At 61.5% G+C, this 12,712-nt stretch carries 13 protein-coding genes; 6 read left to right on the forward strand and 7 right to left on the reverse strand.

Annotation, left to right across the window (positions count from 1 at the left end; genetic code table 11):
- Positions 1 to 20: 20 nt before the first annotated feature.
- Positions 21 to 908 carry a lysophospholipid acyltransferase family protein gene (locus AB4X18_RS11045; RefSeq protein WP_370400130.1) on the forward strand — a complete coding sequence of 296 codons (888 nt, stop codon included), beginning with the start codon at positions 21 to 23 and terminating at the stop codon, positions 906 to 908.
- A 156-nt stretch (positions 909 to 1,064) separates the two neighbouring features.
- Here the strand turns inward: AB4X18_RS11045 and AB4X18_RS11050 are convergent, their stop codons facing one another.
- Positions 1,065 to 1,940 carry a 3-hydroxybutyryl-CoA dehydrogenase gene (locus AB4X18_RS11050; RefSeq protein ID WP_370400131.1) on the reverse strand — a complete coding sequence of 292 codons (876 nt, stop codon included), beginning with the start codon at positions 1,938 to 1,940 and terminating at the stop codon, positions 1,065 to 1,067.
- 158 nt (positions 1,941 to 2,098) lie between these two features.
- Between AB4X18_RS11050 and AB4X18_RS11055 the strand changes: the two genes are divergently transcribed.
- Entirely contained in the window at positions 2,099 to 2,935 is an 837-nt protein-coding gene (locus tag AB4X18_RS11055; protein WP_370400132.1) for a DUF6473 family protein, read from the forward strand.
- Between the two features lie 72 nt (positions 2,936 to 3,007).
- Here the strand turns inward: AB4X18_RS11055 and AB4X18_RS11060 are convergent, their stop codons facing one another.
- Both AB4X18_RS11060 and AB4X18_RS11065 read right to left on the reverse strand, forming a co-directional pair.
- Positions 3,008 to 3,934 carry an electron transfer flavoprotein subunit alpha/FixB family protein gene (locus AB4X18_RS11060; protein WP_370400133.1) on the reverse strand — a complete coding sequence of 309 codons (927 nt, stop codon included), beginning with the start codon at positions 3,932 to 3,934 and terminating at the stop codon, positions 3,008 to 3,010.
- On the reverse strand, positions 3,934 to 4,692 hold the full coding sequence (locus AB4X18_RS11065) for an electron transfer flavoprotein subunit beta/FixA family protein (protein WP_370400134.1): 759 nt from the start codon (positions 4,690 to 4,692) through the stop codon (positions 3,934 to 3,936). The genes AB4X18_RS11060 and AB4X18_RS11065 overlap by 1 nt, the downstream gene beginning before the upstream one ends.
- A gap of 181 nt (positions 4,693 to 4,873) precedes the next feature.
- Between AB4X18_RS11065 and AB4X18_RS11070 the strand changes: the two genes are divergently transcribed.
- Positions 4,874 to 5,236 (forward strand): VOC family protein, encoded by a 363-nt coding sequence (locus AB4X18_RS11070; RefSeq protein ID WP_370400135.1) that lies wholly within the window; start codon positions 4,874 to 4,876, stop codon positions 5,234 to 5,236.
- A gap of 12 nt (positions 5,237 to 5,248) precedes the next feature.
- On the opposite strand, the gene AB4X18_RS11075 is transcribed toward AB4X18_RS11070, so the two are convergent.
- From AB4X18_RS11075 to AB4X18_RS11090, 4 genes are all read right to left on the reverse strand, one after another.
- Complete coding sequence (locus AB4X18_RS11075; protein ID WP_370400136.1) at positions 5,249 to 5,821, reverse strand: cob(I)yrinic acid a,c-diamide adenosyltransferase; 573 nt, start codon at positions 5,819 to 5,821, stop codon at positions 5,249 to 5,251.
- Positions 5,821 to 6,027 carry a twin transmembrane helix small protein gene (locus AB4X18_RS11080; protein WP_370400137.1) on the reverse strand — a complete coding sequence of 69 codons (207 nt, stop codon included), beginning with the start codon at positions 6,025 to 6,027 and terminating at the stop codon, positions 5,821 to 5,823. The genes AB4X18_RS11075 and AB4X18_RS11080 overlap by 1 nt, the downstream gene beginning before the upstream one ends.
- A 59-nt stretch (positions 6,028 to 6,086) precedes the next feature.
- Positions 6,087 to 6,926 carry an SDR family NAD(P)-dependent oxidoreductase gene (locus AB4X18_RS11085; RefSeq protein WP_370400138.1) on the reverse strand — a complete coding sequence of 280 codons (840 nt, stop codon included), beginning with the start codon at positions 6,924 to 6,926 and terminating at the stop codon, positions 6,087 to 6,089.
- Between the two features lie 70 nt (positions 6,927 to 6,996).
- Entirely contained in the window at positions 6,997 to 7,662 is a 666-nt protein-coding gene (locus AB4X18_RS11090) for an SH3 domain-containing protein (protein ID WP_370400139.1), read from the reverse strand.
- Positions 7,663 to 7,857: 195 nt separating this feature from the next.
- Between AB4X18_RS11090 and AB4X18_RS11095 the strand changes: the two genes are divergently transcribed.
- The 3 genes from AB4X18_RS11095 (at position 7,858) to AB4X18_RS11105 (ending at position 12,711) form a co-directional block, all read left to right on the forward strand.
- Positions 7,858 to 10,161, forward strand: coding sequence for a DNA topoisomerase IV subunit A (locus AB4X18_RS11095; protein WP_432816595.1), 2,304 nt, complete (start codon positions 7,858 to 7,860; stop codon positions 10,159 to 10,161).
- Between the two features lie 139 nt (positions 10,162 to 10,300).
- Positions 10,301 to 11,557 (forward strand): DUF898 family protein, encoded by a 1,257-nt coding sequence (locus AB4X18_RS11100; RefSeq protein ID WP_432816596.1) that lies wholly within the window; start codon positions 10,301 to 10,303, stop codon positions 11,555 to 11,557.
- Entirely contained in the window at positions 11,554 to 12,711 is a 1,158-nt protein-coding gene (locus tag AB4X18_RS11105) for a M48 family metallopeptidase (protein ID WP_370400141.1), read from the forward strand. The genes AB4X18_RS11100 and AB4X18_RS11105 overlap by 4 nt, the downstream gene beginning before the upstream one ends.
- Position 12,712 lies beyond the last annotated feature (1 nt).

A 12,712-nucleotide genomic window follows, 5' to 3' on the forward strand; every position in this document is an offset into this window, starting at 1 on the left:
AGTCAGGAAACGCCATTGTGATGGACGACGCGCACAGTTTGAAATCCACATCCGGCAGCAGCCCGGACGAGGGGAAGGTCACCTTCACCAAGTATGACCGGCGCAGCCTGTCCTATGCCTCCACCTTCGACAACCCGTTCCAGTCGCGCGTGATCAGCCTGATGGAACTGTTCACCGGTAAACTGTCCATCCTGCGCATGATCCGCCAGTTCGAACGGCGCGGTGCGCCGTCGGGGCAGGCCTTCTGGCGCGCGGCCCTCGATACAATGGGGATCGACCTTCTGACCCCGGCAGAGCAACTGGCACGCATTCCCGCCGAAGGCCCTGTCGTTGTGGTGGCCAATCACCCCCACGGTATGGTTGATGGCATGATCTTTGCCGACCTGATCGGTCGGGTCCGCCCGGATTACCGCATCCTGACCCGGTCGCTGTTGACGTCCATCGACGAAGTCGCGGGCAGCTACATGATCCCGGTGCCCTTCCCCCATGACCCCGACGCCCAACGCAAGGGTGTGGAGATGCGGGCAAAGGCCATGTCGCACCTCAAGCAAGGCGGCGTCGTGGCGCTTTTCCCGTCTGGTGTCGTTGCATCTTCCGAAACATGGTGGGGCCCGGCGATCGAAGCGGAATGGAACGTCTTCACCGCAAAGGTCATCCGCCGATCAGGCGCCACGGTGGTGCCCATCCGCTTTCCCGGCCAGAACAGCCGCGCCTACCAGATCGCCAACCAGGTCAGCCCGATGCTGCGTCAGGGTCTGCTGTTGCACGAGGTCGTGCACAGCTGCAACAAGCCCCAGGCCCCCGTGGTCGGCCACCCGATCCCGCAAGAGGAAATCGACAAGCGTGCGGACGACCCGCGCGCATTCATGGCGTGGCTGCGTGCCCACACGATGGCGCTCAAGGACTAGGGGTCCCGATCCGGGCACCGCATCCCCTTCCAAATGGTATAAAAAACCCCCGCGGCGCGTTGAAATCTCTTCTGGTGCTCCAGAGAATTCCAGACCTCCGGTGGGGTTTTTTGAACCATTTGGAAGACACAGGGGGGGTGCCCTGCCGCCTGGCGTTCAGCGCGTCGGCACTGGCACATCCCCGCGATAATCATAGAATCCGCGCTCGGTCTTGCGGCCCAGCCACCCGGCTTCGACGTATTTCGTCAGCAGGGGGCAGGGACGGTATTTGGTATCTGCCAGCCCGTCGTGCAGCACGTTCATGATTGCAAGGCAGGTATCCAGCCCGATGAAATCGGCCAGTTCCAGTGGCCCCATCGGATGGTTCGCCCCCAGTTTCATCGAACTGTCGATGGATTGCACGCTTCCGACCCCTTCATAGAGCGTATAGACCGCTTCGTTGATCATCGGCATCAGGATGCGGTTGACGATGAAGGCGGGAAAATCTTCGGCAGAGGCGGCAGTTTTGCCGAGCCTGTCGACCACCGTCTTGCAGGCGGAGAATGTCTGTTCATCGGTGGCGATACCCCGGATCAGTTCCACCAATTGCATCACCGGCACCGGGTTCATGAAATGGAACCCCATGAATTTTTCCGGGCGGTCTGTGCGGCTGGCCAGCCGGGTGATGGAGATGGACGATGTGTTCGAGGTCAGGATCGTCGTGGGTTTGAGATGCGGCAGCAGGTCTTCGAAGATCGCCTGTTTGACGGTCTCACGCTCAGTCGCGGCTTCGATAATCAGATCGCTTTGGCCCAGATCGGTCAGGGTCTGGGTGGTCTTGATGCGCGCCAGTGCCGCGTTCATGTCCTTTTCGCTGATCTTCCCGCGCCCGACTTGCCGGGCCATGTTGCCTTCCACGATTTCCATCGCCTTTTGCAGGGCATCGGCGCTGACATCGGTCAGTTGGACGTCGTAACCGGCAAGCGCCATGACATGGGCAATGCCGTTGCCCATCTGCCCCGCACCCACGATACCGATTGTCTGGATTTCCATGCGCTGTCCTTTGCAAGTCTGCGTCCACTCTAGGGTGGCGGCGCGCATCACTGCAAGAGCAGCAATTGTCGATAACCTGTCGAAAATCCACCCATTAAGCGAATCGTAGCGCTCCTTGCGCATGCTTTGCGTCGGGTGAGTAAAACAAGGTGGGTAGAATGACCTATGATGCATTGGGGCCTGGGGCCCTGGACTATTTGCCGTGCCGCTATGGTGCGTCGCGATTGCTGTTTCGGGGGCCACGGCGGGATTTGTCCGCGCCCTATGTGGCCTTCATCGGTGGTACGGAGACTTATGGCAAGTTCATTGCCAAACCCTTCCCCATGTTGGTGGAGGAAGCCACCGGGCTGACCTGCGCAAATTTCGGGTTGCCCAACGCGGGCATCGACGCCTTTGCGCATGATCCCTTCGTTCCCGATGCGGCTTCAAAAAGCGCGATCACCGTGTTGCAGGTGATGGGGGCGCAGAACATGACCAATCGCTTCTACACGGTGCATCCGCGCCGGAACGACCGGTTCGTTTCCGCAGCCAATCTGCTGCGCACAATCTACCGGGAGGTGGATTTCGCCGATTTTCACTACAACCGCCACATGCTGACCGATCTGGCACAGGTGTCTCCGGATCGGTTTGCGACGGTGCGCGCCGAATTGCAGGCCGCGTGGAGCGCGCGGATGCGGCTGATGCTGAAGAAGATTGTTGGCAAATCGGTTGTGCTTTGGTTCTCCGATCACGCGCCGCGCAGTCATGAGGAGACACTGGACGACCAGAGCTTCAATGGCGATCCCCTGTTCGTGACGCGGGAGATGATGGACGAGGTCGCGTCCCTTGCGGCCCATGTCGTGGAAGTGGTTCCTTCGGACGCAGCGCAGGCGCAGGGTACCGAAGGCATGATGTTCAGTGAAATGGAATCCGTTGCCGCTAGCGAAATGATGGGTCCGGCTGCCCATGCGGAAGCTGCCGAAGCGCTGGCGGATGTGATCAGGTACATGCGCTGAAATCAAAAAGGCCCGCCAGATGGGCGGGCCTTTGCAATATCGTTTGGGGCGGCGGGGTCCGCCGCGCCCGGATCAGAGCTTTTCCGTCAGTTCCGGAACGGCTTCGAACAGGTCGGCCACGAGGCCGAAATCAGCGACCTGAAAGATCGGTGCTTCTTCGTCCTTGTTGATGGCGACAATGATCTTGCTGTCCTTCATCCCCGCAAGGTGCTGGATCGCGCCCGAGATACCGACGGCGACATAAAGATCGGGTGCCACGACCTTGCCGGTCTGACCGACCTGCCAGTCGTTCGGCGCATAGCCGCTGTCGACCGCGGCACGGGATGCACCCACGGCGGCCCCCAGCTTGTCGGCCAGTTTCTCGATCATGGCGAAGTCCTCTTCGGAGCCGACGCCGCGACCACCGGAAACCACGACACCCGCAGATGTCAGTTCCGGCCGGTCGCTTTCGGCGACCTTGTCTTCGACCCAGGTGGACAGGCCGGGATCCGCCGCCGCGCCGATGGTTTCGACGGAGGCAGAACCACCGGTACCGGCCGCATCAAAGGACGCACCACGGAAGGTCACGACCTTCTTGGCGTCCGTGGATTTCACGGTCTGGATCGCGTTGCCCGCATAGATCGGACGTTCGAAGGTGTTGCCATCCACCACGCCGGAGGCGTCGGAGATCACCATCACATCCAGCAGGGCCGCGACGCGGGGCATCACGTTCTTGGCGTCGGTGGTCGCCGGGGCCACGATGTGCTCGTAATCATCCGCGAGGCTGACGATCAGCGCCGCAGTGGATTCCGCCAGCCGGTGGCCCAGTGTCGCATCTTCGGCAACCAGCACCTTGGACACGCCATCGATCTTGGACGCCGCTTCGCCCGCCGCCGCGGCAGAGCCGCCCGCGCACAGGACAGTCACGTCGCCCAAGGATTTGGCCGCCGTCACGGCCTTTGCCGTGGCGTCCATTGACAGTTCACCATCGGTTACTTCGGCAAGGAGTAGAACAGCCATTACACAGCCCCCGCTTCTTTGAGTTTCGCGACCAGCTCATCCACGGAGCCGACCTTGATGCCCGCTGCCCGCTCTGCGGGTTCGGTTGTCTTGACGATTTCCAGCCGGTTGGCGACGTCGACGCCGTAATCTGCCGGGGTCTTTTCATCCAGCGGCTTTTTCTTGGCCTTCATGATGTTGGGCAGCGACGCATAACGCGGCTCATTCAGGCGCAGATCGACGGTGATCACGGTGGGCATGGACACCTCGATGGTTTGCAGACCGCCGTCCACTTCGCGTGTGACCTTGGCCTTGTCGCCCGAAATCTCGACCTCGGAAGCGAAGGTCGCCTGGGACCAGCCCATCAGCGCCGACAGCATCTGGCCGGTGGCGTTCATGTCGTTGTCGATGGATTGTTTGCCACACAGGACGAGGCCCGGCTGCTCTTCCTCGACGATGCCCTTGAGGATCTTGGCAACGGTCAGGGGTTCGATGTCATTGTGCACGTCATCGGTGGCCACAACGAGGATCGCGCGGTCCGCGCCCATGGCGAGTGCGGTGCGCAGCGTTTCCTGTGCCTGCTTCACGCCGATGGAAACGGCGACGACTTCATCCGCCTGACCGGCTTCCTTGAGGCGGATCGCCTGTTCCACTGAAATCTCGTCGAACGGGTTCATCGACATTTTCACGTTGGCAAGATCAACACCCGATCCGTCCGCTTTGACGCGCACTTTCACGTTGTAGTCGATCACGCGTTTGACAGGTACAAGCACCTTCATGAGCGTTACTCTCCTTGGTTATTGGGGCCGGGGTCCCGGCGCAGCATTCCTTTGCGACGTGATATAGCGTTCGCATCGGTTGAAACAGGGAAAAATCGTCCGTAAAATGTGTTAGAACGTCACGTCTGGCACGGTGTTAGCGCCAACCCCCACGCAGATTTCAGCGACGAGGGAGAGCAGAATGGAAAAAGTTCTGGGATTCGGCGGCCTCTTTTTTCGCGCAGCAGCGCCGGAAAAGCTTGCGCAATGGTATCTGGATCATCTGGGCATCGATATGGTGCCCGCGACAGAAGACGGCCAACCTTGGATGGCCAGCGGCGGCCCCACGGTCTTTGCGCCCTTTGCTGCGGATACCACCTATTTCACCGCCGAAAAGTCCGTGATGATCAATTTTCGCGTGGCCCGGCTGGAGGCGATGCTGGCACAGTTGGAGAAGGCCGGGATCGCCTGCACGCGCCTGGACGATCTGCCGGGTATCGGCAAGTTCGCCCATCTGCACGACCCCGAAGGTAACCCGATTGAACTTTGGGAGCCGGAAGCGTGATAGCCCGCTTGGTTACCGGTTCGCCCCCGGCACCCAAAGCACATCATCCTTACCTGCATCATTGGCCATCCGGCCCGCGACAAAGAACCAGTCGCTGAGCCGGTTGAGGTATTTCACCGCCGCTTCGTTGATCGGCGCGTCTTCTGCCAGCAAAACGGCGAGCCGTTCGGCGCGGCGGGCGACGGTCCGGCAGACGTGCAGTTGGGCTGCCAGCGGGCTGCCACCGGGCAGGATGAAGCTGCGCAGGGGTTCCAGTTCGGCGTTCATCACGTCGATCTCGGCTTCCAGCCGGTCGACCTGATCCGGGGTCATGCGCAGGGGCGGATATTCGGCTTCGGCATCGGCGGCCATGTCCGGACGGCACAGGTCCGCGCCCAGATCGAACAGATCGTTCTGGATGCGCGCCAGCGCGGCATCGGTTTCCCCTTCCGCCGACAGACGCGCGACGCCGACAAAGCAGTTCAGTTCGTCCGAGGTTCCGTAGGCTTCGACCCGTGGGTCATGTTTGGCGACCCGGTCGCCGTTTCCCAGCGCGGTGGTGCCCCCGTCGCCCGTGCGCGTGTAGATCTTGTTCAATACAACCATCAGTCCGTTCCTCCCCTTAGCCAGACAAACCCGACGATCAGGATCACCGCGATGGCCTGCGCGATGATCCGGTACCGCATCATCCGGTTGCCGTGCTTCTTGTTGAACGCGCCCCCGCCGGCAAAGCCGCCAAGGCCGATCATCAGCACCACCATCACGGCAAGAACTGCCAGCAGTACAACTGTAAACAGTGGATCATCAAACATGGGTGTCCCTTTCCTTTAATACCGGGATGTAGCGGATAGCGGCGCGCCAGCAACCCCCATTACCGACGCATGACCCAGTCAAGCGCCCGCGTGGGCAACACGCGGCGCAACGCCCCGGCGAAATAGGTTGGTGTGGTGACATAGTAGCGCGGTTTGGCGCGCGGCGCTTCCAAGGCGTGAACAAGGCGTTTGAGCACGGCGTCAGGCGGCAGTTCAAAGCGATCCGGCCCATCAGAATGATACAGTCTTTTCAATAGGCTGGATCGATACTGATCTGCGCGCGCGGACGCCTCCCAATCGATCCAGCGTTCGAAATGCGAGATGGAATTGACGCGGATTTTTGATGTTACCGGCCCCGGTTCGATCAGCGAGATCTGCACGCCTGTCCCGTGCATCTCTATCCGCAGCGTATCGGTCAGCCCTTCAAGCGCGAACTTGGAGGCGTTATAGGCCCCGCGCCACGGCAACGTGATGAAACCCAGCACCGATGAGCATTGCACGATGCGGCCATGCCCTTGCTGGCGCATCACCGGTAGCACGGCGCGGGTAAGCGTGTGCCATCCGAAGAAATTTGCTTCGAAAACGGCGCGCAGGGCGTCCGTGGGCAGGTCTTCGACCGCGCCGGGCAGGCCGTGGGCGCCATTGTTGAAAAGCGCATCCAGCGTGCCGCCGGTTGCCGCCAGCACCTCCGACAGGCCCGCGTGGATTGTCGCGTCATCGGTGTAGTCGATCAGCGGCGCGTCGAACCCTTCGGCTTGCAGGCGGGCACAGTCCTTTGCCTGCTTGCACGCCGCAAACACCCGCCAGCCCCGCGCCCGCATCCCATGCGCACAGGCAAGGCCGATCCCGCTGGAACAGCCGGTGATCAGGATGGATTTGCGCGTGTCAGGGTCGGACATGAAAAAGGCCTCCGGCAAGGGAGGCCTTCATTGCGGCAATTGCTGCGTTTTGCAATGGGGCGGTCGTGGTTCAGCCGCTGGTCAGCAAGAAATCTGCCATCCAGCCTTCGACATCGCCATCAACCGGGCGCATCCGCACCCAGCCGTTGCCGTCGTCCTGCAACACCTCAACCGCATCACCGCGCACCAGACGGGAGACGATGCCGAAATCCGTGCCCGGCCCGCCGCGCACGTTGACGCGGTTGCCTGAAACGGTGCGAATGTCGTCCTCGATCGCGGAAAGGGTCACAGTTTCTTCAGCGGGCTCGTCTGCGCCGACGATCAGGCTGGGAATGATGGCGGGCGTGTCAGCCGATGAAACGCTGTAGCCGGGGTTCACCGGCACGCCGAAGTCTTCATCTTCGGTGGCGGTGTCGGTGGCGGTGGCGGTGTCGGTCACTGCATCGGCCTGATCGACGACCTCCGTAAGGCTGGTCAGGTTCAGCGCGACACGGGTGACTTCGTTGGATGGTTCGGACAGCGGCGGATCGGTATCGACAAAGGATGTCTTCACGTCCTCGATCGGTTCTTCCTCTGTCTCTGCCGGTGTTGCGGGTTCCTCGGCCGAAACGACGGCCAACACGGTTTCATCAACGGAAGGCGTGAGGGCGCTTGCAGGCACGAAGTCCGCGCCGCCGCTCATCTCATAAAAGGCCCATCCCAGAAAGCCGAAGGTCAACAGTATAAACTTTTTCATCGGAAAACTCCGGTAACTGACATTTACGGAGTTTAACACAAAACTCCCCCCAAAGGTTCGAATATCATCAAAAGAGTGAGTCGGTGCAGGGGAATTGGCAAAAACATCTCCCCGTGGCGGATGGGCCGCAGTTACCTGTACCCGAATGCAAAGCGCTGCTTGTCGCCCCCTTGCGGCCCCGCTAAACACACACCCATGTCAGATATCACCGATCCGCCGGAAACAGAGCCGCACGACACGTCCGAACCCCTGCGCCGCGCGCTTGGGGAGCGGTATCTGACCTATGCGCTTTCCACGATCATGCACCGGGCGCTGCCGGATGCGCGCGACGGGTTGAAGCCCGTGCATCGCCGTATCCTTTACGCGATGTCGCGGCTGCGGTTGACCGCGACGGGGGGGTTCTTGAAGTCCGCCAAGATCAGTGGCGATACGATGGGGGATTTCCATCCCCACGGGGACGCCGCGATTTACGATGCGATGGCGCGTCTGGCGCAGGATTTCAACGTGCGCTACCCGCTGGTGGACGGGCAGGGGAACTTTGGCAACATCGACGGCGATAACCCCGCCGCCAGCCGGTATACCGAAGCGCGCATGACCGCCGTGGCCGAAGCCATGTTGCAGGGCATGGACGAGAACGCGGTTGATTTCCGTCCCAACTACGATGGCCGTCTGACCGAACCGGCGGTGCTGCCCGCGCAGTTTCCGAATCTTCTGGCGAACGGGGCCGCCGGGATCGCCGTGGGCATGGCGACGAATATACCACCGCACAATATCGCAGAGTTGTGTGACGCCTGTATCCACCTGATCAAGACCCCCGATTGCCGCGATGATACGCTTTTGAATTTCGTGCCCGGCCCCGATTTCCCCACGGGCGGCATCATCGTGGAGCCGCCGGAGAACATCGCGACCGCCTATCGCACGGGCAAGGGCGGTTTCCGCCTGCGGTGTCGCTGGGAAGTGGAGGATCTGGGGCGCGGGCAGTGGCAGATCGTGGTCACGGAAATCCCCTATCAGGTCCAGAAGGGCAAACTGATCGAGAAGATCGCCGAACTGATCCAGACCAAGAAGGTCCCGATCCTTGCCGATGTGCGCGACGAAAGCGCCGACGACATACGGATGATCATTGAGCCGCGCTCCAAGAACGTGGACCCCGAAGTGCTGATGGGGATGCTCTATCGCAACTCCGATCTTGAGGTGCGGTTCTCGCTCAACATGAACGTGTTGATCGACGGGGTGACGCCGAAGGTCTGTTCGATGAAGGAGGTGCTGCGCGCGTTCCTTGATCATCGGCGCGAGGTGCTGCAGCGCCGGTCGCAGCACCGGATGGAGAAGATCGATCACCGTCTGGAGGTGTTGGAAGGGTTCATCGTCGCCTTCCTGAACCTTGATCGTGTAATCGACATCATCCGCTATGACGACGACCCCAAGGCCGCCCTGATGCGAGAGGATTGGAGCCGCGATCACGTCCGTGCGATGGACGAGAAGGATTATGTGTCGCCGCCGGAGGGCGAAGGGGAATTGAGCGATGTGCAGGTCGATGCGATCCTGAACATGCGTTTGCGGTCCTTGCGGCGTCTGGAAGAGCTGGAGTTGCTGCGCGAGCAGTCGGCGTTGATGGAAGAACGCGCCGGTCTGGAAGACCTGCTGGAAAGCGATGATCTGCAATGGCAGGCAATCACCGACCAGCTGCGCGCGACCAAAAAACAGTTCGGCAAGGATTACGAAGGCGGTGCCCGGCGCACGACCTTCGCCATCGCGGGCGAGGTCGAGGACGTGCCGCTTGAGGCGATGATCGACCGCGAACCGATCACGGTTGTCTGTTCGGAGATGGGCTGGATCAGGGCCATGACGGGCCACATTGATCTGACGCGAGAGTTGAAGTTCAAGGACGGCGACGGGCCGCGTTTTGTCTTTCATGCGGAGACGACGGACCGATTGCTGGTCTTTGGCTCAAACGGACGATTTTACACATTGTCTGCCGTGAACCTGCCGGGTGGGCGCGGTATGGGGGAGCCGCTGCGTCTGATGGTTGATCTGCCCAATGAGGCGCAGATCGTGGCGCTGTTCATTCACAAGCCGGGGCGCAAGTTGCTGGTGGCTTCCAGCGCGGGCGACGGGTTTGTCGTGCCGGAGGATGAGGTCGTGGCACAAACCCGCAGCGGCAAGCAGGTGCTGAATGTGCGCGGCGAGACCCGCGCGCTGGTCTGTCGTCCGGTCGATGGGGACATGGTTGCCTGCGTCGGAGAGAACCGCAAGGTGCTGGTTTTCCCGCTGGAGGAACTGCCGGAGATGGGCCGCGGCAAGGGCGTGCGGTTGCAGAAATACAAGGACGGCGGGTTGTCTGACGCGACGACCTATGTTGCCGAACAGGGGCTAAGCTGGCTTGATCCTGCCGGGCGCACCCGGACTGAAAGTGATCTGGGCGAATGGAGGGGTAAACGCGCCACCGCGGGCCGAATGGCGCCACGCGGTTTCCCTCGAGATAACACATTTACCTGACAGACGGCTGCTGATGAGCGATATGACAGCACCCGCAGGACCATGGTCTGCCCCGCCAAAAAATGGTTTTGTCCCCGCGGGGACAGAGATTAACCCTTCTTCAACTTCTCAGGAGATTGAGGGTAATCAGGGGCTTAAAGTGGATTTCGTCGGGCGCAGGGGGGCCTTGTTCGGGCTTGCGCTGCGCACAGGCATCCTGACCATTCTGACCTTGGGGTTCTACCGTTTCTGGATGAAGACCCGCCTGCGCCGCTGGTACTGGTCGGCGATGCGACCGGGCGGTCACCCGCTGGAATATGTCGGCGATCCGTTCGAAAAGCTGCTGGGTTTTTTCATCGCGGTGGTGGTGCTGACCTTTTACATCGGTATCCTGAACCTGTTGCTGATGTTCGTCAGCTTTTCTGTGTTCAGCTCCTCCTGGGTTGGCTATGCGGCCAGCTTTGCAGGGGTCATCCCCCTGTGGTTTTACGCACGCTACCGCGCGCGACGGTACGTTCTGGGCCGCACCCGCTGGCGCGCGGTACGTTTCGGTCTGGAAAAGGGTGCCTGGGGCTATGCGGGCCGGGCGCTGTGGTATTGGTTCCTGACCGTCATCAGCCTTGGCATTCTGTGGCCGCGGATGACGTTTTTGCTGGAAAAATACAAGACTGACCGCACCTATTTCGGCTCCGCCCGGTTGGTTCAGGGCGGGTCATGGACGATGCTGTACCGCGCGGCATGGCCGTTTCTGGGCGGCGTCCTGCTGACCGCGCTTTTGCTGCTGTGGGTCATGGTTCTTGACCCCGTGCTGCCCGAGAGGGCCATGGAGGACGGAGAAATCTGGCGCACGCTGGAGTTCATGGTCGATGGCGGGCGGCTCTTTTACGAATGGAACGCGCCGGAGCGGCTTTGGCTTTTCACGCTTTCGCTGTCTGTCGTGGGATACGGGCTGATCCACTATCGCTGGGTGACCAAGCGGATCATGGCAAACCACAAGACCGCGCCGGGAATTTCCTTTGCATCCGGGTTGAGCGGCACACGTGTGGCGATGATCTACAGTCTTGGGATTTTCATTTCCTACATGGCCCTTGTCATCGGGGTGCTTATGCTGATCCTTGCAGCCTTCGGCATTTTCGGGACACAGATCGTGGAGAGCTATCTGGGCATTCAGATGGGTGGAATGGATCTGCCGCGCTGGCTGTCCTTCGGGATACTGGGCGTGCTTTACCTGTTCGTCTTTCTGATGTGGGGTGTGCTGCACAACACGTTTGTGACTTTCCCGCTGATGCGCCACATGGCCTTGACCACGACGCTGCCGAACGCCAACGGCCTGACGCGGGTCAGCCAGCGGGAACGCGATGCCTTTGCCGAAGCCGAAGGCTTTGCCGAAGCGCTGGATCTGGGGGCTGCGATATGAGCCTGACCACGCCCGACCGCGCGCATTACTTTGACGGCGACACACCTGCGCCCTTTGCCGTTGATCCCCGGATCGAGGGGGGTGAACTGGTGATCGCGCTGTCGGACGGTCGCGACATACGCTGGCCCGTCAAGGACATCCGCCGTCTGCCTGACAGCGCGGCCAAGACGAACGCGATCCTGCGCTGGACCGGTGACCCGGTGGCGCGGCTGATCCTGAAGGAACCGAAGCTGCTGCGCGCCTTGCCGCGCCTGACGCGCCGTGCGCCGCCCAAGGGGCGTGGCCGGTTGGCGGCATGGGCCCTTGGCGCTGTGGCGGCGGTGGTGGTGCAGGTCTTTGTGCTGGTGCCGTTGCTAGCAGACAACCTTGCCGGGTTCATCCCGCCGAGGGGTGAACGGGCGCTGGGCGAAGCGACGCTGGGCCATATCCGCGCCGCACTTGACAGTTCTGGCCTGGGCGAGATCCCTGTCTGCGAAGCACCGGACGGGCGGGTGGCACTGGATGCGCTGACCGCGCGGCTGACCGAGGGGACGAAATACGCCGACGGGCTCAGCGTGCTGGTGCTGGATCATCCGATGGTCAACGCCTTTGCCTTGCCGGGGGGATATGTTGTCCTGTTCGACGGGTTGATCGGTGCATCTGAAGGGCCGGATGGTGTGACCGCAGTGCTGGCCCATGAGATCGGCCACGTTGCCAGCCGCGATCCGACGCGGAACGCGCTGCGCTCTGCGGGGTCGATTGGCGTGCTGGGGCTGTTGTTGGGTGATTTTGCGGGCGGCGCAGTGGTCCTGATGCTGAGCGAGCAATTGATATCGGCGCAGTATTCGCAGGCGGCGGAGGCCGGGGCGGATGCATTTGCCCATGAGATGCTGGAGGATGCCGGGATCAATCCCGGCGCGCTGGGCGATATGTTCGAAACCTTGCGCAACCGGTATGGGGACAGGAATGGTTTGCAGGCCCATTTCCTGAGCCATCCGTCGCTGGGCAGTCGCATTGATGCGGCGCAAGCGGCGGTGGATCAAGAGGCGACCTATACCGCGTCGATGTCGCCGGAGGACTGGAAAGCGCTGCAGGGCATTTGCGGCGGATCGGCCAAGCCGTTGCAGCCGGAGCGTGGCCAAGGCGAGGATTTGTTGCCGCCTGCGGCGGATTGAA

The organism is Sulfitobacter rhodophyticola, from assembly GCF_041281685.2.
In the GTDB taxonomy this organism is placed as follows: Bacteria; Pseudomonadota; Alphaproteobacteria; order Rhodobacterales; family Rhodobacteraceae; genus Sulfitobacter.